The organism is Curtobacterium sp. MCBD17_040 (assembly GCF_003234805.2).
Taxonomy (GTDB): domain Bacteria; phylum Actinomycetota; class Actinomycetes; order Actinomycetales; family Microbacteriaceae; genus Curtobacterium.
The window spans coordinates 985,038-1,009,683 of the sequence record NZ_CP126273.1 but is presented as its reverse complement, the minus strand read 5'-3'; the positions used below and the strand labels follow the sequence as shown (position 1 = coordinate 1,009,683).

Sequence of the window (24,646 nt, the reverse complement as noted above, 5' to 3'; positions counted from 1 at the left end):
GTGTCAGTCCTGTGGGGTGGTGGCCGTTCGGGCCAGATCGACCACCGCCTGCACGGTCTGGTCGAAGTCGAGATCGGTGGAGTCGACGGTGGTGACACCGTCCGCGGCGTTCATGAAGTCGACGACCCGAGCATCGGCCTGGTCACGTCGCGCCAGGGCACGGGCCGTCTCCTCGGGTGTCTGCGTCGTCACCTCAGCAGAACGTCGGGCCATTCTAACCGACTCGTCCGCCGTCAGCAGGATCCGCACCTCGGCGTCCGGCGCGACGACCGTCGTGATGTCGCGCCCCTCGGTGATGATCCCCGGCGCGTCCGCACGGCGCATCACGTCGCGGAACAACTGCACGAGCTTGGCCCGGACGGCCGGGAGCTTGGCGATGTGCGCAACCGCAGCGGTCACCTCGGGGGTCCGGATCGCCTCGGTGACGTCCGTGTCGCCCACGCGGACGAAGTAGTCGTCGGGGTCGGTGCCGATCTGGTAGCGGAACGTGTCCCAGGACGCCACGACGGCTGCCGGGTCGTCCAGGTCGACGCCGGACCGGAGCGCGTGCCACGCGAGCGCCCGGTAGGCGGCTCCCGTGTCCTGGTAGTCGAAGCCCAGCACCCGCGCCGCCGCCCGCGACACGCTCGACTTGCCGCTCCCCGCCGGACCGTCCACGGCGACCACGAACTTCGCGACGTACGCGCCCTGCGGCAGACCCGCGGGCAGGGGGTCCCGCATCGAACCCGGCTCGCCGGCCGGACCGGCCGGAGCGCCGCCGAGCACGTCACTGATCCCGCCACCGGGAGCACCGCCGCCCGGTGTCGCCGGACCGGGCGCACCACCCGGAGTCGGGAGGCCGGCGTCGGGGCCGTCCGGACCACCGGTCACGCCGCTGTCGCCGAGCGCCGTGTCGCCCATCGCCGCGGTGCCCGTCCCGTCGATGCCCATCTCGTCGGTGCCCATCTCGTCGGTGCCCATTTCGTCGGTGCCGTTCATGCCCATGCCGCTGCGACCCTCCATCCACGGCGCTCGAGCTCGTCGAGCAGCCGCTGTTCTTCCTCCGGTACCACCGAGACCTCGACGATGCCGATGGGTGCTCCCGGCGAGTGCTCGAGGCGCAGGTCCTCGAGGTTGACGCCGATCTGCCCGATCTCGGTCAGCAGGCGGGCCAGTTGGCCGGGCTGGTCGTCGATGAGCACGACGACCTGGCTGTACCGCCGGGTCGTGCCGTGTTTGCCGGGCAGCCGGGCCACGCCGAGGTTGCCGGCGGCCATCGCGCCCGCGATCGTCCTGGGGGCTCCCGGGGCGGTGGGCTCGGCGAGCGCGGCGATGACGGCGTCGAGTTCAGCGCGGAACGCCTCGAGCACCGGCCGGATCCGCGGCGCGTTCGCACCGAGGATCTGGACCCAGAGGCCGGGATCGCTCGCGGCCACCCGGGTGACGTCGCGAACGCCGCCACCCGCGAGACCGAGCGACGTGTCGGGGGCGTTGCGCAGCTGCGAGGCCATCAGCGTCGACACGAGTTGGGGCGCGTGGGAGACCAGGGCGACGGCCTCGTCGTGGGTGTCGACGTCCATCTCGACGACGGTCGCGCCGAGGTCCAGCGCGAGGTCCTCGACGGCCACGGCACGCTGATGCGTGATGCCCTGGTGGCCCGCGATGACCCAGGGCCGTCCGATGAACAGGTCCGCGCGCGCGGCGATGGCGCCGCTGCGCTCGCGACCCGCCATCGGGTGCGATCCCACGTATCGGCTGACGTCCGCTCCGCGCTGTCGGAGCGCTGCCAGCGGACCCGCCTTGACGCTCGAGACATCGGTGACGACCGCGTCCGGGTGTGCGTCCAACTCGCGTGCGACGACCGACGCGGTCACGTCCGGTGGCACCGCGACGACGACGAGGCCGGGGCGGTCACCGTCGGACGCGAGTCGACCGGCCCCGTAGTCCGCGGCGAGCGCGAGCGCTGCAGGCGAGGCGTCGTCGAGGACGACGTCCACGCCCTGTTGCCGGAGCGCGAGTCCGATCGATGCGCCGAGGAGCCCGGTCCCGACGATCCGGACCTGTCCGCTGACCCGACGCTGGCCGGTGGACTCGGGCGCGGCGGTCGGGGCGGTGCGGGAGGGCCCGGACGAGGCCGACGGATCCGTTCGGGTCACGGTCGTGTCCTCTCCATCACACGCAGGGGCCCGAGGACGACGGCGCTCGGGGCGCCCCGGTACCGCGGGCACCACCCGAGCCTACCGATGCCCGACGCGACGGCTCGTCGTGGCCGCAGCGCGTCAGTCCTCCGGGTCCCGCTCCACGCGGTCCGATCCACGGTTCCGATGCCGTCGCGCGATGGTGAGCAGCGCTCCGAGCTCCTGCGCCGTCAACGCACGCTGCCGGCCCACGCCGAGCGTGCCGAGGTGGAGCGGCCCGAACGACCGACGCACGAGCTCCTCGACCGGGTGACCGACCGCGTCGAGCATGCGACGCACGATCCGGTTCCGTCCGGAGTGCAACGTGATCTCGACCAGGGAGGACCCGCGCGCGTTCTCGAGCAACCGCGCCTTGTCCGCCGCGATCGGACCGTCCTCGAGTTCGACACCGTCGATGAGGCGCTGGATCGTCGCGGGCGTGACGCCGCCCTCGACCTTCGCGATGTAGGTCTTGGTCACGCCGAACGACGGGTGGGCGAGGACGTGCGCGAGCGCGCCGTCGTTCGTGAGGACCAGGAGGCCCGAGGTCTCGGCATCGAGCCGCCCGACGTTGAACAGTCGCTCGTCGTACCGGTCGGCGTACTGCGACAGGTCGGGCCGTCCGTGCTCGTCGTGCATGCTCGAGACGACGCCCGTCGGTTTGTTGAGCATCACGTATCGACGCGAGGCGTCCACCTGCACCGCGAGACCGTCGACGGCGATCTCGTCGTGCTCGGGGTCCACGCGTCGGCCGAGAGCATCGACGACCTCGCCGTTGACCGTGACGCGTCCCTCGGCGATGAGGTTCTCGGCCACCCGCCGACTCGCGATCCCCGCTGCCGCGATCACCTTCTGCAGGCGCTCTCCCTGGGGCAGATCGCCGGCCGGGAGGCCCGCCCCATCCGGACCTCCACGCCCGGTTCCCGAGCCGGTCGCGTCATCCCACTCGGGGATGATGGGGCGCTCTGGCGTCCCCTCGAGCGGGAGCCCTCGTTCATCCACGGCACCGGGCCGGAGCGGGGTGGTGTCCGGCCGGGCGGCGGGAGTGCGGCGCCCCGGTCGTCCGTCGTCGTCACGGCGCTGGTTCCGCGGGTTCGCGGTGCCGCCGACGTACCGACGACCGTTGTGCCACACCCGGGAGTCCGCGGGGTCGGACCGCTGCGCGTCGCCCCGGGGGTCCCGCCCGCGGCCGCCCCGGGGGTCCCGCTCGCGGCCGGCCCGGGGGTCCCGCTCGCGGCCACCCCGGTCGTCCTGTCGGCGATCGTCACGCCCGGCTCGCGGCCGAGAGTCGTCCCCGCCGTGTCGCCCGCCACGGAACCCGTCCCGCGGAACACCCGAACGGTCGCTCTGGTCGTCCCGACGTCGCTCGGGGCCGCCCCCACGGCGACCCTCGCCGCGCGAACCGAAGCCTCCCGTCGGACGGTCGCGGGACGGATGCTGGCCGTACGCCCGCTCGCCGCGGGCGCTGTCGCCGCGACCACGATCGCCGTACGGCCGACCGTCGTTCGGCCGCTCACCACGGGCGCCGTCACCGCGCGCAAGGTCGCCGTACGGCCGGCCGTCGTTCGGCCGGTCGCCACGGGCGCTGTCGCCGCGACCACGGTCGCCGTACGGCCGACCGTCGTTCGGCCGGTCACCTCGGGCGCCGTCACCGCGCCCACGGTCGCCGTACGGCCGACCGCGATCGGGACGGCCGCGATCCGGACCGTCTCGATCCGGACGACCACGATCAGCGCCTCCGGCACCGGGACGAGCGCGGCCGTGCCCGTTCCGGTCGGGCCTCGATCGGTCGGACCGATCCCGCCCCCTCGGGTCCCGCTCGTCGTCATGCGCGGCCATCGGCGAATCCTTCCGTGCCGTCCTCGAGGAGCGGCGAGATGAGCGGCAGCTCCTCGAGCGTGTTGATCCCGAGCTGGGTGAGCAGCAGGTCCGTGGTCACGTAGTTGATCGCGCCGGTCTCGCTGTCGGTGAAGGACTCCGCGATGAGTCCGCGAGCCACGAGGGTCCGAACGACACCGTCCACGTTCACGGCGCGGATCGACGCGATCTGAGCACGTGTGATCGGTTGCTTGTAGGCGACGACCGCCAGGGTCTCCAGCGCTGCTTGCGAGAGACGGGCGGGACGTTCGGCGCGCACGAACTGCTCCACCACCGGGTCGAGTTCGGACCGGACGTAGAAGCGCCAACCACCGCCGACCTCACGGAGTTCGAACCCGCGGCGGACCCCGCCGTCCGCCCCGTCGAAGTCATGGACGAGGCGCTCGATGGCCTGCCGGACCGCGGGCACGGGCGCGCCGACCGCGGTCGCGAGCGCGATCGGGGTCTGGGGTTCGTCCGCGATCATCAGGATCGCCTCGATCTGACGGTCGATCGGCACGTCGAGGCCTGCCGCGCCACTCCGAGCATCGTCGGCGCCGTTCGCGGCGTCCACTGCCTCGCCGTCACGGAGCTCCTGCTCGGCGAAGCGGGCCTCGGCGATCTCGTCGGCGCCGCCGGGCTCGTCGGAGCCGCCGGCACGACCGCCGCTGCTGTCATCCGTCATAGTCGGCTCCCAAGTTGGCGAGGCTCTCGTCGGACCAGTGGTCCGCGGTCCAGCGGATGGTGAGCTCCCCGAGGGGCTCGAGCTGTTCGAACGCGATGGAGGCGTTCCGGTACAACTCGAGGATCGCCAGGAAGCGAGCCACCACGATACCCGTCTCGGTCACGCCGGCGATCAGTTGCCGGAACGTCACCTCGCCGCCGTTGCGGAGCATCGACACGACGATCGCGGCCTGCTCGCGGATGCTGACGAGCGGCGCGTGGAGGTGGTCGAGCCCCACCGTCGGGATCTCCCGCGGGGCGAGTGCGACGGCCGCGAGCGCCGCGAAGTCCTGTACGGACAGTGTCCAGACGAGCTCCGGGGTCCGAGCCCGGAACCGCTCCTCCAGCCGCACGGACCGGACGTGCCGGCGCACCTCGGTGTCCCACTGCGCCCCGAACCAGTGCGCGGCCTGCTTGAACGCCCGGTACTGCAGCAGCCGCGCGAACAGCAGGTCGCGTGCTTCGAGCAGGGCGACGTCCTCGGCGTCGACGAGTTCGCCCTGTGGCAGCAGCCCCGCGATCTTCAGGTCGAGCAGGGTGGCGGCGACGACCAGGAACTCGCTCGCCTCGTCGAGCTCCTCAGCGCTCTCGGCCGCCCGCACGTATGCGATGAACTCGGTGGTCACGGCGCTGAGCGCGACCTCGGTGATGTCGAGTTCACGCTTGGTGATGAGCGACAGGAGCAGGTCGAACGGCCCGTCGAAGTTCGCCAGCGTCACCCGGAACCCCGGGCGCCCGTCGGTCTCGGTGGCCGACGCGGTCAGGGCCTCCGGTGCCGTCCGCGTCGGTTCAGGCGACGGCGCCACGGAAGACGAGTTCCCGCGCGAGCGCCCGGTACGCAGCCGCTGCGGGGTGGTCGGGCGCGGTCTGGGTGATCGGTCGCGCGGAGACCGTGGCGTCGGGGAACTTCACGGTGCGCCCGATGACGGTCTCGAACACCTTGTCGCCGAACGCGTCGACGACCCGCTCCATGACCTCGCGCGAGTGCAGCGTCCGGGAGTCGTACATGGTGGCGAGGATGCCGTCGAGCATGAGCGCCGGGTTGAGCCGGTCGCGCACCTTGTCGATGGTCTCGATGAGCAGCGCCACCCCGCGCAGCGCGAAGAACTCGCACTCGAGTGGGATGAGCACGCCGTGCGCGGCCGTGAGGGCGTTGACGGTGAGCAGTCCGAGCGAGGGCTGGCAGTCGACGAGGATGACGTCGTAGTCGCGCGAGACCTTCCGCAGGACCCCGGCGAGGATCTGCTCGCGAGCGACTTCGCTGACCAGGTGGACCTCGGCTGCGGACAGGTCGATGTTCGCGGGGATGACGTCGAGCCCGGGCGTCCCCGTGCCCTGGATGATCGTGTTGGGGTCCTTCACCGTGCCGATGAGCAGGTCGTAGACGGTGGGGACGTCGTGCGTGCGGACACCGAGTCCCGCCGACAGCGCACCCTGCGGATCGAGGTCGACCGCGAGCACGCGGCGTCCGTACTCGGCGAGCGCTGCGCCGAGGTTGATCGAGGTCGTCGTCTTGCCGACGCCGCCCTTCTGGTTGCACAGGGTGATGATGCGGGCGGGCCCGTGGCCGTCGAGTTCTTCGGGCACGGGGAACGTCCGAACGGGTCGCCCGGTCGGACCGATCGCGGGCTGGGTCGTCGGGTTCGTGGGCACGCTGCAATCGTAGCGGCGGCCGACGACGCGGCCGGGAGGCGCACCCCACGCCGCCCCGCGCCGCACGCTCGGCGACGCGTGCCCGATCAGGCCCGGGTACCGCCGGTGCGCACACCTGCACGGGTCGGTCGTCGCGCCCGCGGGTGGCTCGTGACGTAGACGTCGTGGAGCATGTCGGCGGTCACGAGCGTGTAGATCTGCGTGGTCGCCACGGACGCGTGGCCGAGCAGCTCCTGCACGACCCGGACGTCGGCTCCGCCTTCGAGCAGGTGCGTCGCGAACGAGTGCCGGAACGTGTGGGGCGAGACGTGCGCGGTCAGGTGGGCGCGTTCGGCAGCGGCCTGGATCACCAGCCATGCACTCTGCCGGGACATGCGCGCCCCGCGGACACCGAGGAACAGCGCGGGGGTCGCCCTGCCGCGCGCGGCGAACACCGGCCGGGCCCGGACCAGGTAGGCGTCGATGGCGGCTCGCGCGTAGCTGCCGAGCGGCACGATCCGCTGCTTGTTGCCCTTGCCGGTGACCCGGACCACGGCGATCTCCGACTCGTCCCCGTCCTCGTCGTCATCGTCGGGCGGCAGGGCCGTGACGTCGTCGACGCTGAGGCCGACCGCCTCGGAGATCCGGGCCCCCGTCGCGTACAGGAGTTCGAGCAACGCGCGATCGCGGAGCTGCACGGGATCGTCTCCGTCGACGGCGGCGAGGAGTGCGCCCATCTGGTCGATCGTGATCGCCTTCGGCAGTCGCATGGGGGACTTCGGCGGTCGCACGGACGCGGCGGGATCCGCGGGCAGGACGCCCTCCGCAGCGGTGAACGCCGAGAACGACCGGATCGACGACAGCATCCGGGCGATGCTCCGGGGCGCGAGCGGTCCCTCGGGCCGGGTGGCCAGGGAGGTGACGAAGTCGGACACGTGCGACTTGGTGAGACGTCGGACGTCCTCGACCACGACCGCCCCGTCGGGGTCCGACTCCAGCCACTGTCCGAAGGCCGTCAGGTCTCGTCGGTACGCCGCGAGCGTGTGCTCGGACAGTCCCCGCTCCACGGCGACGTGGCGCAGGTAGCTCCCCACGGCAGCGTCGTACGTCGTCACGGCATCCAGGCTAGGCGACCGAGGTCCCGGTCCGCGGGACGGGGACCCAGCCCGCGAGGTCGAGCGGGCCTGCGACGTGGCCCGGGCCCCGCGATCCCGGCTCGGCCCTCGGCGTCAGCGGGACTCGACCCGGTCCACGGCGAGCGCCGCCAGGGACAGGATCGCGTTGCCGAGCCGGCCGCCGAGCACGCCCTGCACGACGTCCTCGCGCGGCACCCACCGCTTCACGATGTCGGCCTCCTCGAAGGAGCGCTCGAACGCCTCGTCCTTGGCACGGACGCCGCGGGCACGGTAGACGATGATCACCTCGTCGCTGCCGCCCGGCGAGGGGGTGAAGCGGAGCAGTTCGGACCAGTCGTCGGCCTCGAGATCGGCTTCCTCGCCGAGTTCGCGCTTCGCGGCGTCGAGCGGGTCCTCCCCCTGCTGGTCGAGCAGCCCGGCGGGCAGCTCCCAGTCCCGCTTGCGGATCGGGTGCCGGTACTGCTGGATGACGAGGACCCGGCCTTCGTCGTCCTCGGCGTAGACGGCGACGGCGCCGGTGTGCGCGATGTACTCGCGCACCATGTCCTCGCCGTTGTAGTCGACCGTGTCCTTCCGGATGTCCCAGACGGCGCCCTCGTACACGACCTCGGACGCCTTGAGCGGTGGTTCCAGGTGCTCGTCGGCGAGCGGGGTCTCAGCGGGCGTGGGTTCGGGGTCGTTCGTCGCGGTCTCGGTCACGCATCCATCCTGCACCTCGCAGCGACGACGACACTCGACCGCCGGGGCGGCAGTGGACGGCGCAGCGCGACGCGGACATGGGGAGGACGGACGACGGGAGGGACGGTACCGACCGGCACCGTCCCTCCCGTCCGCGTCGCCGGTGGTCAGACGGACTCGGTCTCCGGCTCCTGCACCTCGAACAGTCGCGAGGCCTCCTGACGGTCCAGCGCCGCGGCGACGAGGCCGGCGAAGAGCGGGTGCGCGTGGTTCGGCCGCGACCGCAGCTCCGGGTGCGCCTGGGTGCCGATGTAGAAGGGGTGCACGGACCGGTCGAGCTCCACGTACTCGACCAGCGTGCCGTCGGGCGACGTCCCCGAGAACACGAGACCGGCGTCGGCGATCTGGTCGCGGTACTTGTTGTTCACCTCGTAGCGGTGACGGTGTCGCTCGGATGCCTCCGCCGCGGCGTACAGGTCGCGGGCGAGCGTGCCCTCGCCGAGCTCGGCCGGGTACAGGCCGAGCCGCATCGTCCCGCCGAGGTCGCCGCCGGCGATGATGTCGACCTGCTCGGCCATGGTGGCGATCACGGGGAACGGCGTCTCCGGATCGAACTCGGACGACGACGCGTGCGGCAGACCCGCCTCGTTGCGCGCGTACTCGATGACCATGCACTGCAGACCGAGGCACAGACCGAGGGTCGGGATCCCGTTCTCGCGGGCGAACCGCAGCGCACCGAGCTTGCCCTCGATCCCGCGGACGCCGAAACCGCCCGGCACACAGATGCCGTCGACGTCACCCAGGTGCTTCGCCGCACCCTCGGGCGTCTGGCACTCGTCCGACACGACCCACTTCAGCAGCACCTTGGTGTTGTGCGCGAAGCCGCCGGCCCGCAACGCCTCGGTGACGGACAGGTAGGCGTCCGGCAGGTCGATGTACTTGCCGACCAGTCCGATGGTCACCTCGCGCTTCGGCTCGTGCACCGCGCGGAGCACCTCGTTCCAGCTCGACCAGTCGACCGGGCCCGCGGACAGCCCGAGCGCGTCGATGATGTACGCGTCGAGGCCCTGGTTGTGCAGCATGGTCGGGATGTCGTAGATCGACGGCACGTCCACCGCGTTCACGACCGCGCCCTCGTCGACGTCGCACATGAGCGCGATCTTCCGCTTGTTCGAGTCCGACACGGGGCGGTCCGAGCGGAGCACGAGCGCATCGGGCTGGATCCCGATCGAGCGCAGCGCGGCGACGGAGTGCTGCGTCGGCTTCGTCTTCTGCTCGCCCGAGGCGTTCATGAAGGGCACGAGGGAGACGTGCACGAAGAACACGTTCGCCCGCCCGAGCTCGTGTCGCACCTGGCGGGCCGACTCGATGAACGGCTGCGACTCGATGTCGCCGACGGTGCCACCGACCTCCGTGATGATCACGTCGGGCTGCGGGTCGTTGCTCGCCTGCTCCCGCATCCGGCGCTTGATCTCGTCCGTGATGTGCGGGATCACCTGCACCGTGTCGCCGAGGTACTCGCCCCGGCGCTCCTTGGCGATGACCGACGAGTAGACCTGCCCCGTCGTGACGTTCGCGGACTGCGACAGGTTGATGTCGAGGAACCGCTCGTAGTGGCCGATGTCGAGGTCCGTCTCGGCACCGTCGTCGGTGACGAAGACCTCGCCGTGTTGGAACGGGTTCATGGTGCCCGGGTCGACGTTGAGGTACGGGTCGAGCTTCTGCATCACGACGCGCAGGCCCCGCGCGGTGAGGAGGTTGCCGAGGCTCGCGGCGGTGAGGCCCTTGCCGAGCGAGGAGACCACGCCACCGGTGACGAAGATGTGCTTCGTGACCTTGGAGGGCTGGTCAGGAGAAGAGGATCGAGTACCGCCGCTGAAGATGTCCGCCACGGGCTTCCATTGTATGGCACGGGGCGTCACCCCGTCGATGCCGCCCGGAGCGGCGGGCGGTGCCGGCGGCGGTCCGGGTGTGTCGCGGCGCCACGCCCCGGGACGCGACGCCGATGGAGCGCTCGTCCGGTCCGCGCGGCGCCCGCAGGATGCCGGGAGGCCCGACCGCCGCCCGCCTCAGACGCTCGCCGCCGCCATCTGCAGCAGTTCGCGCGCGTGCTCGATACCGCTCTCGCTCTCGTCGAGTCCGGACAACAACCGCGCCATCTCCTGCAGTCGGTCCTCACCCTGCAGGCGCTGGACGCTGCTCGAGGTGACGGCACCCGAAGCGTCCTTGACGACCCGCAGGTGGTTGGTGGCGAAGGCCGCCACCTGCGCGAGGTGCGTGACCACGACGACCTGGGTCGTCCGCGCGAGGCGGGCCAGGCGGCGTCCGATCTCGATCGCCGCCGCTCCCCCGACCCCGGCGTCGACCTCGTCGAAGACGAACGTCGGCACGGTGGTCGTGCCGGCCATGACGACCTCGATCGCGAGCATCACGCGGGACAGCTCGCCGCCGGACGCACCCCGGCCGATCGGCCGCGGGTCGGATCCCGAGTGCGGCTGCAGCAGGATCGCGACCTGGTCCCGTCCGGCCTGCCGGTACTCACCGGCATCCGTCACCTCGACGACGAGTCGAGCCCCGGACATCGCGAGCGACGCCAGCTCGTCGGTCACCCGTGCGGCGAGGTCCTCGGCCGCGGTCGTCCGTGCGGCGGTGAGGGCGGTCGCCGTCTCCTCGAGCACGGCGAGGTCCGACTCCACCGCGGCCTCGAGCGCCACGATGCGGTCGTCGTCCCCGTCGAGTTCGAGCAGACGGTCGGACGCCCGCCGCCCGAACGCGATGACGTCGTCGACGTCGTCCCCGTACTTCCGGACGAGCGCGGCGAGCACGGCCCGTCGCTCGTTGACGAGTTCGAGGTCGTGCGCGGCATCGCCGTCGAGCGAGCCGAGGTAGCTCGACAACGTCGACGCCGCCTCGCCGACCTGGTACCCGATGTCGGTGAGCTGGTCGAGGATCGGCGCGAGTTCCGCGTCGAAGCCGACCACCCGTTCGACCGCGCGGCGCGCCGCCTCGACCAGCCCGACCACGTCGGGTGTGCCGTCGAGCGCCTCGCTCGAGAGCGCCTCGTGGGCCAGGCCGGCGGAGAGGCGGAGCTCCTCGAGGTTGCCGAGCCGCTCGGCGCGTTCCGTGAGCTCGACGTCCTCGCCGGGTTGTGGGTCGGCCGCCTCGATCTCCGCGCTCGCGGCCCGCAGCGTGTCCGCCTCCCGGATGCGTTCCTCCCGATCGCGCGTCAGGCCCTCGAGGTCCCCCGCATGCTGCTGCCAGCGGTCGTACGCCGTGGTGTACGCGGCGAGCGCGTCGCGGAGTGCCGAGCCGCCGAAGGCGTCGAGCGCGGCGCGCTGCGCGGTCGCCGAGGTCAAGCGGATCTGGTCGGACTGCCCGTGCACCGTGACGAGCCGGTCGGCGAGTTCCCCGAGTACCGCGACCGGCGCACTCCGTCCGCCGACGGTCGCGCGGCTGCGTCCCTCGGCGGAGACCGTCCGCGTCAGGATGAGCTCGCCGTCCTCGACCGCTCCGCCGGCGTCCTCGACGCGCTCGACGACCGGCGAGTCGGCCTCGATCCGCCAGCGGCCCTCGACGACGGCCGACGCACTCCCCCGCCGTACCGACGACGCGTCGGCGCGCGCCCCGAGCAACAGGCCGAGCGCCGTCACGATCATCGTCTTGCCGGCACCCGTCTCACCCGTCACGACCGTGAACCCGGGGCCGAGTTCCAGCGTCGCCTCGCCGATCACCCCGAGGTCCCGGATCCCGATCTCGTCGATCACGATCCGTCCTCGTCGTGCTGGGGCCCACGCCATCCACTGACCGGCAGCTGGAACTTCGCGACGAGCCGGTCGGTGAACGGCGCGTCCTTGAGACGTGCGACCCGGACGGGCTGCGGCGAGCGCCGGACCTCGACGCGCGCGCCGGGAGGCAGGTCGTGGGTGCGTCGTCCATCGCACCAGAGCACACCCAGGCCGGCCGTCCGGCGCAGGACCTCGACGGCCAACGTGCAGTTCGGACCGACGACGATGGGTCGTTGGAAGAGCGCGTGTGCCCCGAGCGGCACCATGAGGAGCGCGTCGACGTCCGGCCACACGATGGGACCGCCGCCCGAGAACGAGTACGCGGTCGACCCGGTCGGGGTGGACATGACGACACCGTCGCACCCGAACGACGAGAGGGGGCGGCCGTCGACCTCCATGACGACCTCGAGCATCCGCTCGCGGGCGGCCTTCTCGACGGTCGCCTCGTTGAGCGCCCAGGACGAGTAGACGACGTCCTGCCCCAGGATGACGTCGACCTGCAGGGTCACCCGCTCCTCGACGTGGTAGTCGCCGCTCAGCGCACGCTGCACGGTCTCGGCCAACCCGTCGCGCTCGCTCTCGGCGAGGAACCCGACGTGACCGAGATTGACCCCGACGATCGGCGCGTTGACGTCGCGCACCAGTTCCGCCGCACGGAGGATCGTCCCGTCCCCGCCGAGCACGATCACGATCTCGAGTTCGGACGTCTGCACGTCGACCCCGAGGATGTCGACCTGGCCCACGGAGGCCTCGGCACGCCGGATGTCGGCGTACTCGTCGAACGGCATCACCGGGACGAGGCCTGCGGCGTGCAGCAGGTCGCACACCTCGAGCGCGGCGTCGATCGAGTCCCGCCGGCCGGTGTGCGAGACGAGCAGGATGTGTCGTTCGCCGGTCATCGCGTTTCCTCGTTCCTGTCCGTACCCGTTCGATCCCGCGCTGACATCGTGCCCCGCACGGACGTCGTGCCCCGCACGGACGTCGTGCCCCGCACGGACGTCGTGCCCCGCACGGCGTTCGCTGCGAGCACCGTCACCCGGGATCGCCACTCCGTGGGCTGTGTCCCGCCGCCCCGCACCAGGTGCACGAGGAACTCGTGGTTCCCGTGCGTACCGAGGATCGGCGACGCGATGACGCCCGCTACGCCGAACCCCAGGTCGTGCGCGGTCCAGAGCACGTTCATGACGGCGTCGTCGCGGAGGTCAGGATCGTGGACGATGCCCTCACGGATGCCCGACCGCCCCACCTCGAACTGCGGTTTCACGAGCAGGACGTGTTCGTCGGCCGGGACCGCGTCGGCCAGCGCCGGGAGCACGAGTCGCAGGCTGATGAACGACAGGTCGGCGACGACCAGACTCGTGGCCGCGGCCCGGGGATCCAGGGCGCGGAAGCCATCGGGCTCGAGGTTCCTGGCGTTCATCCCCTCGACGACAACGACGCGGCGGTCCGACGCCACGCGGGGGTCGAGCTGCCCGTGACCGACGTCGAGCGCGATGACCCGGGACGCTCCTCGCTCGAGGAGCACCTGCGTGAAGCCGCCGGTCGATGCCCCGACGTCGAGCGCCACCCTGCCCGCCGGGTCCACCTCGAAGGCGTCGAGCGCCGCGACCAGCTTGTGCGCCGCCCGCGACACCCAGTCGTCGTCCGGTTCGACCGCGAGCATGGCGTCGGGGCGCACCGGCGACGACGGCTTCACCGCGGTGATGCCGTCGACCGCGACCCGGCCCGCCTGCACCAGCTTCACGGCGGCGGTCCGGGACCGCACGAGTCCCCGCTCGGCGAGCAGCGCGTCGAGCCGCACCGAACGCTCCGCGGCACCGGTAGCAGCACCGGAACCAGAACCAGAACCAGAACCAGAACCAGAACCAGAACCAGAACCAGAACCAGCGTGCACACCGGCATCGGCGTCACCAGCGGTCCGAGCACCCGCGGCGGGCCGCCCGTCACGCACTCGCGCTGCCACCACCCTCGAGACGCGTGCGGAGCTCGTCATGGAGCTGCGCGAAGGCGTCGGCGCGCTCGGGGAGCGGCTGGTCCTCGATGAGCCGGACTCGGGAGATCAATGCGTCCCCTCCGGTCTCGTCGTGCTCACCCATGCGGTCCAGGCTACTCGCCGCCGTACAGCGCCGGATCGACGTCGATACCGTAGATCGCGAGCCCCGATTCCCAGATCGCGGTCGCCCCTGCCCGCAGGAGGTCGAGGGGGTCGTCGCCGCGCTCCTCGACGCGAACGACGTGTGCCTGCATCCTCACGCGTGCCCCGCCGACCCGCACGATGCGCGCTCCGTCGCGGTCGGTTTCGCGGTGCGTCACCGGGTACGGCTCGGCGAGACCGCGGAGGTCACCGAGGACCCACGTCGGCCGCGATCGCTCATCCGCGGCGAGGACCTGCTTCGCTCGGTCGATGCCGGTGAGCACGAGGACGCTCGGGATACCGGCGTCGTTGGCACCCTTGATGTCCGTGTCGAGCCGGTCGCCGATGAACAGTCGCTGCGTTCCCCCGAACCGCTCGACCGCCGTCTCGAAGATCGCCCGTTCTGGCTTGCCCGCGACGACGGGCATGCGTCCCACCGCGTTGTGCACCGCCGCCACGAGTGTGCCGTTGCCCGGGGCGATGCCGCGCTCGACCGGGATCGACCAGTCCATGTTCGTCGCCACCCAGGGGATGTCCCGGGCCAGGGCGAACGACGCCTCGGCGAGTTGTCGCCACCCGAGATCCGGTGAGAACCCCTGGATCACGGCCGCTGGCTCGTCGTCGGCGGAGTCCGTCACCCGGAAGCCCCCGGCCTCGACGATGCTCGTCAACCCGACTCCACCGATGACGAGGATCGTCGCCCCCGCTGGCACGAGCGTCGACAGGAGCCGGACGCCGGCCTGCGACGAGGTGACGACGTCGTCCGCTCCGACCTCGAGGCCATAGCCACGCAGGTGCTCGGCGACGTCAGCCGGGCGCCGGGACGCGTTGTTCGTGATGTAGCCGACGCGGGCCGTGGCCGACGCCGCGGTGAGTGCCTCGACCGCGTGCGGGATCGCCGCGGCGCCGCGGTACACGACCCCGTCGAGGTCCGTCAGGACGAGGTCGATGCCGTCCAAGGGCGGACGAGCTGCGTCAGCCGAGTCGGTGCGCGCCGATCCGGACCCATCGTCGTGCACATCGACCGCGCCCGCGATCGGTTTCGATCCAGACCGATCAGCGGTCTGCTCCGGATCCGTCGACGTCGATTGGGTCGGCTTCGTCGATCTCGAACGCTTCGTCGTCGATGTCATCCGACTCGATGACGCCGGCGACGTCTGGCCCTTCGTCGATGCCGTCGTCACCGGTGACGCCGTCTCCGCGCTCGACGAGTCCATCGCTGGGTGCTTCCCCGTCGTCGCTCCCACTGCCATCGGCTCGCCCGGAGTCGACGGGGGCGAGCCCGTCGTCCTCGCCTCGCTCGTCGTCCGCTCCGTCGATCGCTTCCTCGACCACATCCACCGTCTCCCAAGCATCCTCATCAGCAGCCTCGGCGAGCGCCGCGGTAGCACGATCGACACGGGCCCACCATTCGTCGGCCTCGTCTTGGCGGCCGAGCTCTTCGAGCGTCGCCGCGTAAGCACTGTAGAGCGACGGCGACCAGCTGTAGGCCGTCGCCGGGTCCAGCTGTGGAATCTCCAACTCGGCAAGCGCCGCTGTGGGATTCCCGAGGTCGAGCCGGGCTCCGGACATCGCGATCGCGAGTTCCACCTGCACGGGCACGTCGAGTGCCGCACGGTCGACGGACCGTCCCAGCTCGAGTGCGCGCTCCGGACGGCCGAGTCCGCGCTCGCAGTCGACCATCATCGGAAGCTGGTCGTTGCGCCCCGAGATACGGCGGTAGGTCCGGAGTTCCCGGAGAGCAGACGCGAAGTCACCCAGTCGGTAGGACGTTATCGCCAGGGTCTCGCGGACCACGGCGACGCGTCCAGCCCGACGTCCGGCGCTGACCGCGTGCGCGTGCGCGAGTTCCGGGTCGTCGTCGATGAGGAGTGCTGCGGCCACGAGGTGCTTCGCGACCCAGTCCGAGTTGTCCTTGCTCAGCGTCTTCAGCTCGGCGCGCGCCTGGATGTCGAGATCACGGGGCTGGATGCCCTCGGGGACGTCCGGGTCATCGTGACGCGGACGGATGGACCGAGTACCGAACGGATCGCGGTCGACGAAGGCGTCCCGCGACCCCTCACCGAAGCGAGCGCCTGCAGACCGGGAGCCGTCGCCGAAGCGCGCACGTTCGCGACCCCCGGCGCGCCCGTCCTGGCCGCGCGCCCGGTCGTCACGATCGCCGTACGGTCGACCGTCGCGCGGACCCTGCCCGCGGCTGGCTCCGCCCGAACGGCCGCCATCGGAACCAGCACGACGGCCGGCCCCGGCAGGTCCGCGGTCATCGCGCCGTTCACGCCGGTCGTCGCCGTACGGTCGGCGGTCGTCACCGCGCGTCCGGCGGTCGTCGCCGAAGCGCTTGCCCTCGTCGCACCGGGCACGCCGGTCGTCGCCGGAGCGTGTGCGGTCGTCGCCGTACGAACGGCGGCCGCCGTCTGCCGGACGGGAGGCCCGGCCACCATCCCGCCCCGCCGCACCCCGACCGACACCGCCATGATCGGGCCTCGCACCGCCTTGTCCGCGCCCGCGGTCGTCGCGCCATCCCTGGCGGTCCGTACGGGTGCCGTTCGCCCGGAAGTCCCGCCCGTCGCGGCGCGGACGCTCCCCCTCGGAAGGACGTTGCAGGCGCCCAGGACGATCACCGTCGGCACGGCCGGATCCTCGAGGTCCACCCTCGACACCGCGGCCGTTGCCGTCTCGCGGTCCCCCTCGGTACGAACTGCCTCCCCGATCGTCGCGACGCTCGAACTCCCGGGGTCCCCGCACGTACCCGCCGCGCTCAGCGCTCCGGCCTCCTCGGGGACCACGATCGCCGTCGGGGCGCACGACGTCACGCCGCTCACCGTTCTCCCGCCGGTGTCCGGCATCCCGCCACGATGCGGCGCCCCGGTCGTCACCCGATCGACCGCGCCGACCGTCAGCCCCTGCTCGAGGACCAGCGCCAGAACCGGGTGCCCCGGTGGAACCGTCACCTGCTCGACCACTGGTCGAGCGGGAGGATCCGTCGCGTCGGTTGCGCCGGTCGTCGCGGGCTTCGTCTTCGGGGCTGTCGGCCACCATGGCTCCTCGTACGTTCATCCGGAGGTCGTACCGGAGACGGTTCACTGTGTCGTTGTCCACGCTCAGTCCACCACGTGCCGGATGGATCCGCACACATGGCGCGACGGCGCACTGGGTTAAACAGAAATGGCCACCGGCCCTATCGGCATCCTGGGAACGAGTCCCAGGAGTCCGATGGAGGGCCGATGGCCACATCTTCACGTTGAGTCCGGCGGTGTCCTACTCTCCCACAAGGTCCCCCTTGCAGTACCATCGGCGCTGAGAGGCTTAGCTTCCGGGTTCGGAATGTGACCGGGCGTTTCCCTCTCGCTATGACCACCGGAACACCATCGATATTCACGATCATGTTCCGCAGTTGCTGCGGATGATCCCCGATCGCATATCGGGAACCACAAAGTGGACGCGAGCCCCACCCGAACGGGTGGGAAGTGTAATCAAGTCATCGGCTTATTAGTACCGGTCAGCTCCACGGGTCGTTAGTCCCCGCTTCCACATCCGGCCTATCAACCCAGTCGTCTACTGGGAGCCTCTCACCCACAAGGGGCATGGAAATCTCATCTCGAAGACGGCTTCCCGCTTAGATGCTTTCAGCGGTTATCCGGTCCGAACGTAGCTAATCAGCGGTGCCCTTGGCAGAACAACTGACACACCAGAGGTTCGTCCATCCCGGTCCTCTCGTACTAGGGATAGATCTTCTCAAATTTCCTACGCGCGCAGCGGATAGGGACCGAACTGTCTCACGACGTTCTAAACCCAGCTCGCGTACCGCTTTAATGGGCGAACAGCCCAACCCTTGGGACCTACTCCAGCCCCAGGATGCGACGAGCCGACATCGAGGTGCCAAACCATGCCGTCGATATGGACTCTTGGGCAAGATCAGCCTGTTATCCCCGAGGTACCTTTTATCCGTTGAGCGACAGCGCTTCCACAAGCCACTGCCGGATCACTAGTCCCGACTTTCGTCCCTGCTCGACTTGTCAGTCTCACAGTCAAGCTCCCTTGTGCACTTACACTCGACACCTGATTGCCAACCAGGTTGAGGGAACCTTTGGGCGCCTCCGTTACTTTTTGGGAGGCAACCGCCCCAGTTAAACTACCCACCAGGCACTGTCCATGAACCCGATCAGGGTCCTACGTTAGACATCCAGAGTGACCAGAGTGGTATTTCAACAACGACTCCACGAACACTGGCGTGCCCGCTTCACAGTCTCCCACCTATCCTACACAAGCCACACCGAACACCAATACCAAGCTGTAGTAAAGGTCACGGGGTCTTTCCGTCCTGCTGCGCGTAACGAGCATCTTTACTCGTAGTGCAATTTCGCCGAGTTCGCGGTTGAGACAGCTGGGAAGTCGTTACGCCATTCGTGCAGGTCGGAACTTACCCGACAAGGAATTTCGCTACCTTAGGATGGTTATAGTTACCACCGCCGTTTACTGGGGCTTAAATTCTGAGCTTCGCCGTGAGGCTAACCCTTCCTCTTAACCTTCCAGCACCGGGCAGGCGTCAGTCCGTATACATCGTCTTGCGACTTCGCACGGACCTGTGTTTTTAGTAAACAGTCGCTTCCCACTGGTCTCTGCGGCCTTCCCCGCTCCCGGAGCAAGTCCGTTCACGGTTCCGGCCCCCCTTCTCCCGAAGTTACGGGGGCATTTTGCCGAGTTCCTTAACCACGATTCTCTCGATCTCCTTGGTATTCTCTACCTGACCACCTGAGTCGGTTTCGGGTACGGGCAGCTGCAACCTCGCGTCGATGCTTTTCTCGGCAGCATAGGATCACTGAATTCCCCATGACGGGTATGCATCGGATCTCAGGCGTACAGACGACGGATTTGCCTATCGTCAGCCCTACATCCTTACACCAGGTTCACCTTACGGATACCATCGCCTGGCTCAGCTACCTTCCTGCGTCACACCTGTTAATACGCTAGCCGCACCAGCATGGGGTCGAGCGTTAGACCGGACGTCCATCACCCCGAAGGGATCAGGATCGAGCCGGGTTAGGACTCTTAGCACCACTGGATTGACTGGGACGGTTGTTCGCCGGTACGGGAATATCAACCCGTTGTCCATCGACTACGCCTGTCGGCCTCGCCTTAGGTCCCGACTTACCCAGGGCGGATTAGCCTGGCCCTGGAACCCTTGGTCTTTCGGAGGACGGGTTTCTCACCCGTCTTTCGCTACTCATGCCTGCATTCTCACTCGTGTGGCGTCCACGGCTGGATCACTCCGCCGCTTCACTCGCCACACGACGCTCTCCTACCACTCCGTACGACTGAACCACGAAGGCTTGTCTGGGTACGAAATCTACAACTTCGGCGGTGTGCTTGAGCCCCGTTACATTGTCGGCGCGGAATCACTTGACCAGTGAGCTATTACGCACTCTTTCAAGGGTGGCTGCTTCTAAGCCAACCTCCTGGTTGTCTGTGCAACTCCACATCCTTTCCCACTTAGCACACGCTTAGGGGCCTTAGTTGGTAGTCTGGGTTGTTTCCCTCTCGACGATGAAGCTTATCCCCCACCGTCTCACTGCTGCGCTCTCACTTACCGGCATTCGGAGTTTGGCTGACGTCAGTAACCTTGTAGGGCCCATCGGCCATCCAGTAGCTCTACCTCCGGCAAGAAACACGCAACGCTGCACCTAAATGCATTTCGGAGAGAACCAGCTATCACGAAGTTTGATTGGCCTTTCACCCCTATCCACAGCTCATCCCCTCCATTTTCAACTGAAGTGGGTTCGGGCCTCCACGACGTCTTACCGTCGCTTCACCCTGGCCATGGATAGATCACTTCGCTTCGGGTCTAGGACATGCGACTCAATCGCCCTATTCAGACTCGCTTTCGCTACGGCTACCCCACACGGGTTAACCTCGCCACATATCGCTAACTCGCAGGCTCATTCTTCAAAAGGCACGCTGTCACCCCAACAAGGAGGCTCCAACGGTTTGTAAGCAAACGGTTTCAGGTACTATTTCACTCCCCTCCCGGGGTACTTTTCACCTTTCCCTCACGGTACTTGTCCGCTATCGGTCATCTGGGAGTATTTAGGCTTATCAGGTGGTCCTGACAGATTCACACGGGATTTCTCGGGCCCCGTGCTACTTGGGATACACATCCGGCCATAACACCATTTCGTCTACGGGGCTGGCACCCACTACGGCCCGGCTTTCAAACCGGTTCGACTATGATGCGCTGTAACCGCCCCAGTCCGGCAGAACTGAGCGACGTGTCCCACAACCCCGACCATGCAACGCCCGCCGGCTATCACACATGATCGGTTTAGCCTCATCCGCTTTCGCTCGCCACTACTCACGGAATCACATGTTGTTTTCTCTTCCTGTGGGTACTGAGATGTTTCACTTCCCCACGTTCCCTCTACCCGCCCTATACATTCAGGCGGGAGTCACCAGGTCGCAAAACACCTGGCGGGGTTTCCCCATTCGGAAATCCTCGGCTCACAGCTCGATTATCAGCTCCCCGAGGCTTATCGCAGATTTCTACGTCCTTCTTCGGCTCCAGATGCCAAGGCATCCACCGTTTGCTCTTAGAAACTTGACCACAAAGATTGCCGCGCACCGAAAACGATGCACGGCCTCAGTGTTGACTCGTCCCAACGCCAAACGACGTCAGGAGCGAATCGCACTCTTGTGACACCAGCCGACCCACCACCAACCACGAAAGCCGGCGACGAATCAGCAAGCGTCTAAGATGCTCGCGTCCACTGTGTAGTTCTCAACATACGATCGGCACCAGCCCGCCCCGACCAACCGGTCGACTTGGCACTGGCCCAACGAGGGGGCATCAAGCCCCAACCCCCACCACCACACAGGCAGCAGGGAAGCCTGGTCCCTCAGGACCCAACAACGTGCACGGCCCGAATCTCACCCACAGACCCGTTCCAACCGGCCGAAACCGACGTACTAGCATCCACGAGATCCATCCGGACCCACTGTCAATGTTCCACCCATGAGCTACCGACGAGAACATTCGTCTCGATCCGGCGCCTGGACACCACCCCCAACCCGAACGGGCCAGGCCAGCAGTGCCAGATGCTCCTTAGAAAGGAGGTGATCCAGCCGCACCTTCCGGTACGGCTACCTTGTTACGACTTAGTCCTAATCACCGATCCCACCTTCGACGGCTCCTTCCACAAGGGTTAGGCCACCGGCTTCGGGTGTTACCGACTTTCATGACTTGACGGGCGGTGTGTACAAGGCCCGGGAACGTATTCACCGCAGCGTTGCTGATCTGCGATTACTAGCGACTCCGACTTCATGAGGTCGAGTTGCAGACCTCAATCCGAACTGAGACCGGCTTTTTGGGATTCGCTCCACCTTACGGTATCGCAGCCCTTTGTACCGGCCATTGTAGCATGCGTGAAGCCCAAGACATAAGGGGCATGATGATTTGACGTCATCCCCACCTTCCTCCGAGTTGACCCCGGCAGTCTCCTATGAGTCCCCGGCCGAACCGCTGGCAACATAGAACGAGGGTTGCGCTCGTTGCGGGACTTAACCCAACATCTCACGACACGAGCTGACGACAACCATGCACCACCTGTACACCGACCACAAGGGGGCGACCATCTCTGGCCGTTTCCGGTGTATGTCAAGCCTTGGTAAGGTTCTTCGCGTTGCATCGAATTAATCCGCATGCTCCGCCGCTTGTGCGGGCCCCCGTCAATTCCTTTGAGTTTTAGCCTTGCGGCCGTACTCCCCAGGCGGGGCGCTTAATGCGTTAGCTACGACACAGAAACCGTGGAAAGGTCCCTACATCTAGCGCCCAACGTTTACGGCGTGGACTACCAGGGTATCTAATCCTGTTCGCTCCCCACGCTTTCGCTCCTCAGCGTCAGTTACGGCCCAGAGATCTGCCTTCGCCATCGGTGTTCTTCCTGATATCTGCGCATTCCACCGCTACACCAGGAGTTCCAATCTCCCCTACCGCACTCTAGTCTGCCCGTACCCACTGCAAGCCCGAGGTTGAGCCTCGGGATTTCACAGCAGACGCGACAAACCGCCTACGAGCTCTTTACGCCCAATAATTCCGGACAACGCTTGCACCCTACGTATTACCGCGGCTGCTGGCACGTAGTTAGCCGGTGCTTTTTCTGCAGGTACCGTCACTTTCGCTTCTTCCCTACTAAAAGAGGTTTACAACCCGAAGGCCGTCATCCCTCACGCGGCGTTGCTGCATCAGGCTTTCGCCCATTGTGCAATATTCCCCACTGCTGCCTCCCGTAGGAGTCTGGGCCGTGTCTCAGTCCCAGTGTGGCCGGTCACCCTCTCAGGCCGGCTACCCGTCGTCGGCTTGGTGAGCCATTACCTCACCAACTACCTGATAGGCCGCGAGTCCATCCCCAACCAAAATTCTTTCCACGACCAGACCATGCGATCGGCCGTCATATCCAGTATTAGACGTCGTTTCCAACGCTTATCCCAGAGTCAGGGGCAGGTTACTCACGTGTTACTCACCCGTTCGCCACTAATCCGCCCAGCAAGCTGGGCATCATCGTTCGACTTGCATGTGTTAAGCACGCCGCCAGCGTTCGTCCTGAGCCAGGATCAAACTCTCCGTAAAAAACGTTCCCAACCACCCCGAAGAGCAGAAGGCGAATTTGATGCTGACTGAAAAGACTGTCTACTGACAATCATTCAATCCAAAGGAATCGTCCACGAACGCGCCAACCCGAAGGCCGACACGCACGGGGTCAATAAATTGGCATTGACAATGTGCACGCTGTTGAGTTCTCAAGGACCAGACGCATCCGCTCATCCACCCGGGAACCCCCGGACATCAGCAACGAAGCTGTGTTCTTGGTTGTGCAACCGATGTGCATCCCCCTACACGAGGTGGATGGCTCATCCCGAAGGAGAGGACCAGTTGCAGGTTCTACATCCTAAGCGTCGAAGCGATCAGGCGCAAGTCCCGATCAGAACCTCGGTGGAGGACGGTCCCGCTTGAGGCCGGCTCGCTCCGGGACACTGTCCCGGCCGCTCCGCCGCACCTTTGGGGTGACGAGTGATTACTTTACGCACCACCCCACCACCCAGCAAACCACCCCACATCCCGGGCGTGTCGCGGCCCCCCAGGATGCACCGCCAGTGCTGATGGACGCCCCAGGTACGACAGAACGCCCGTCCTCACCGAGAGTCCGGGCGTTCGTGGTCGAGGCGGTTCAGCCGATGGTGACGCCGGCCAACGTCTTCTTCCCGCGTCGGAGCACGACCACTCCCCCGGCCAGGACATCGGCGTCGATGCGCGCGGTCGGGTCGGTGACGCGCTGGTTGTTCACCGAGACCCCGCCCTCCTCGACCGCACGCCGGGCCTTGCCGAGGGACTCGACGAGTCCGGTCTCCACCAGCGCGCGTGTGACGTCGACGTCGGGTGCGAGCGTGACCGACGGCAACTCCGCGATCGCGGCGCGGAGGGTCCCCGCGTCCAGGGCGGCGAGGTCACCGTTGCCGAACAGCGCCGACGCGGCCTCGATCGCCGCCCGCGTCGCCGCTTCGCCGTGCACCAGCGACGTCACCGCGAACGCGAGCGCGCGCTGGGCTTCTCGCCGGAAGGGCTCGTCCGCCACCGCCTGCTCGAGCCGCTCGATCTCGGCGCGCGAGAGGAACGTGAACGCCTTGAGCCGCTCGATCACGTCCGCGTCCGCCGTGTTGAGCCAGAACTGGTAGAACGCGTACGGCGTCGTCATCTCCGGGTCGAGCCAGACGGCGTTGCCCTCGCTCTTGCCGAACTTCGTGCCGTCGGAGTTCGTGATGAGCGGAGTCCCGAGCGCGTGGACCACGGCACCCTCGGTGCGGCGGATCAGTTCGGTGCCGCTCGTCAGGTTGCCCCACTGGTCGCTGCCGCCCGTCTGCAACGTGCAGCCGTACTGACGGTGGAGCTCGCGGTAGTCGAGGCCCTGGAGGATCTGGTAGCTGAACTCGGTGTAGCTGATCCCGGCGTCCGAGTTCAGCCGAGCTGCCACCGCGTCCTTGCGGAGCATCGTGTTGACGCGGAAGTACTTGCCGATGTCACGCAGGAAGTCGATGGCGGACAGCGGCGCCGTCCAGTCGAGGTTGTTCACCATGCGCAGCCCGTTCTCGCCGTCGGGACTGAGGAACCGCGACACCTGCGCGCGGAGGCGCGTCACCCACTCCTCGACGGTCGCGCGGTCGTTGAGGGTCCGTTCCGCGGTCGGTCGGGGGTCACCGATGAGCCCGGTGGACCCACCGACCAGGCCGATCGGCTTGTGGCCGGCCAGCTGCAGTCGGCGCATGAGCAGGAGCTGGTACAGGTTCCCGCAGTGCAGACTCGGCGCGGTCGGGTCGAACCCGCAGTAGTACGCCAACGGACCGGCTTCGAGCGCTGCCCGCAATGCGGTCTCGTCGGTCGAGACGTGGACGAGCCCGCGCCACTGCAGTTCGTCCCAGATCGAGTCGAAGGACGGGTCGTTCTGCTGGCGCGTCAGGACCTCGGGAACGGTATCGCTGGACACCCCGTCATCGTAGTGC

The 24,646-nt window shown here is 68.1% G+C and carries 16 protein-coding genes and 3 rRNA genes; all 19 read right to left on the bottom strand.

Going from position 1 to position 24,646, the window contains the following annotated elements; genetic code table 11:
* Positions 1-3: 3 nt before the first annotated feature.
* The 19 genes from cmk to tyrS all read right to left on the bottom strand — a co-directional run bounded on the left by cmk (position 4) and on the right by tyrS (position 24,630).
* Positions 4-720, bottom strand: coding sequence for a (d)CMP kinase (gene cmk, locus DEI94_RS04865; RefSeq protein ID WP_111012895.1), 717 nt, complete (start codon positions 718-720; stop codon positions 4-6).
* Positions 721-974: 254 nt separating this feature from the next.
* Positions 975-2,135, bottom strand: coding sequence for a prephenate dehydrogenase (locus DEI94_RS04860; protein ID WP_111027423.1), 1,161 nt, complete (start codon positions 2,133-2,135; stop codon positions 975-977).
* A 123-nt stretch (positions 2,136-2,258) separates the two neighbouring features.
* On the bottom strand, positions 2,259-3,032 hold the full coding sequence (locus DEI94_RS04855; protein ID WP_111027436.1) for a pseudouridine synthase: 774 nt from the start codon (positions 3,030-3,032) through the stop codon (positions 2,259-2,261).
* Between the two features lie 949 nt (positions 3,033-3,981).
* The gene (gene scpB, locus DEI94_RS04850) at positions 3,982-4,698 is read right to left on the bottom strand and encodes an SMC-Scp complex subunit ScpB (RefSeq protein ID WP_111027425.1); all 717 of its coding nucleotides are present in this window, start codon (positions 4,696-4,698) and stop codon (positions 3,982-3,984) included.
* Positions 4,688-5,542, bottom strand: a complete 855-nt coding sequence (locus DEI94_RS04845) for a segregation and condensation protein A (protein ID WP_111027426.1) — start codon at positions 5,540-5,542, stop codon at positions 4,688-4,690. Before DEI94_RS04845 ends, scpB begins: the two co-directional genes overlap by 11 nt.
* Positions 5,526-6,389 (bottom strand): ParA family protein, encoded by an 864-nt coding sequence (locus DEI94_RS04840; RefSeq protein ID WP_111027427.1) that lies wholly within the window; start codon positions 6,387-6,389, stop codon positions 5,526-5,528. The genes DEI94_RS04845 and DEI94_RS04840 overlap by 17 nt, the downstream gene beginning before the upstream one ends.
* Before the next feature lie 86 nt (positions 6,390-6,475).
* Positions 6,476-7,483 carry a site-specific tyrosine recombinase XerD gene (xerD, locus tag DEI94_RS04835; RefSeq protein WP_258378067.1) on the bottom strand — a complete coding sequence of 336 codons (1,008 nt, stop codon included), beginning with the start codon at positions 7,481-7,483 and terminating at the stop codon, positions 6,476-6,478.
* Between the two features lie 114 nt (positions 7,484-7,597).
* Entirely contained in the window at positions 7,598-8,203 is a 606-nt protein-coding gene (locus DEI94_RS04830) for an NUDIX domain-containing protein (RefSeq protein ID WP_258368754.1), read from the bottom strand.
* A gap of 146 nt (positions 8,204-8,349) precedes the next feature.
* Positions 8,350-10,074, bottom strand: a complete 1,725-nt coding sequence (gene pyrG / locus DEI94_RS04825; protein WP_284158620.1) for a CTP synthase — start codon at positions 10,072-10,074, stop codon at positions 8,350-8,352.
* Positions 10,075-10,251: 177 nt separating this feature from the next.
* Positions 10,252-11,946: a DNA repair protein RecN gene (recN, locus tag DEI94_RS04820; protein WP_111027428.1), complete on the bottom strand. Its 1,695-nt coding sequence runs from the start codon at positions 11,944-11,946 to the stop codon at positions 10,252-10,254.
* On the bottom strand, positions 11,943-12,866 hold the full coding sequence (locus DEI94_RS04815; RefSeq protein ID WP_111011366.1) for an NAD kinase: 924 nt from the start codon (positions 12,864-12,866) through the stop codon (positions 11,943-11,945). Before DEI94_RS04815 ends, recN begins: the two co-directional genes overlap by 4 nt.
* Entirely contained in the window at positions 12,863-13,768 is a 906-nt protein-coding gene (locus tag DEI94_RS04810; RefSeq protein ID WP_258372333.1) for a TlyA family RNA methyltransferase, read from the bottom strand. The genes DEI94_RS04815 and DEI94_RS04810 overlap by 4 nt, the downstream gene beginning before the upstream one ends.
* A 142-nt stretch (positions 13,769-13,910) precedes the next feature.
* Positions 13,911-14,063: a hypothetical protein gene (locus DEI94_RS04805; RefSeq protein WP_181434694.1), complete on the bottom strand. Its 153-nt coding sequence runs from the start codon at positions 14,061-14,063 to the stop codon at positions 13,911-13,913.
* Positions 14,064-14,073: 10 nt separating this feature from the next.
* Positions 14,074-15,060: an HAD-IIA family hydrolase gene (locus tag DEI94_RS04800; RefSeq protein ID WP_258372334.1), complete on the bottom strand. Its 987-nt coding sequence runs from the start codon at positions 15,058-15,060 to the stop codon at positions 14,074-14,076.
* Positions 15,061-15,157: 97 nt separating this feature from the next.
* Positions 15,158-15,985, bottom strand: coding sequence for a hypothetical protein (locus tag DEI94_RS04795; protein WP_258372335.1), 828 nt, complete (start codon positions 15,983-15,985; stop codon positions 15,158-15,160).
* A 1,361-nt stretch (positions 15,986-17,346) separates the two neighbouring features.
* Positions 17,347-17,463 (bottom strand): 5S ribosomal RNA (gene rrf / locus DEI94_RS04790).
* A gap of 107 nt (positions 17,464-17,570) precedes the next feature.
* Positions 17,571-20,699 (bottom strand): 23S ribosomal RNA (locus DEI94_RS04785).
* Positions 20,700-21,201: 502 nt separating this feature from the next.
* Positions 21,202-22,721: ribosomal RNA gene (locus DEI94_RS04780) — 16S ribosomal RNA — on the bottom strand.
* The 16S, 23S and 5S rRNA genes sit together here, the layout of an rRNA operon.
* A 598-nt stretch (positions 22,722-23,319) precedes the next feature.
* Positions 23,320-24,630, bottom strand: a complete 1,311-nt coding sequence (tyrS, locus tag DEI94_RS04775; RefSeq protein ID WP_111026932.1) for a tyrosine--tRNA ligase — start codon at positions 24,628-24,630, stop codon at positions 23,320-23,322.
* Between the last annotated feature and the right edge of the window lie 16 nt (positions 24,631-24,646).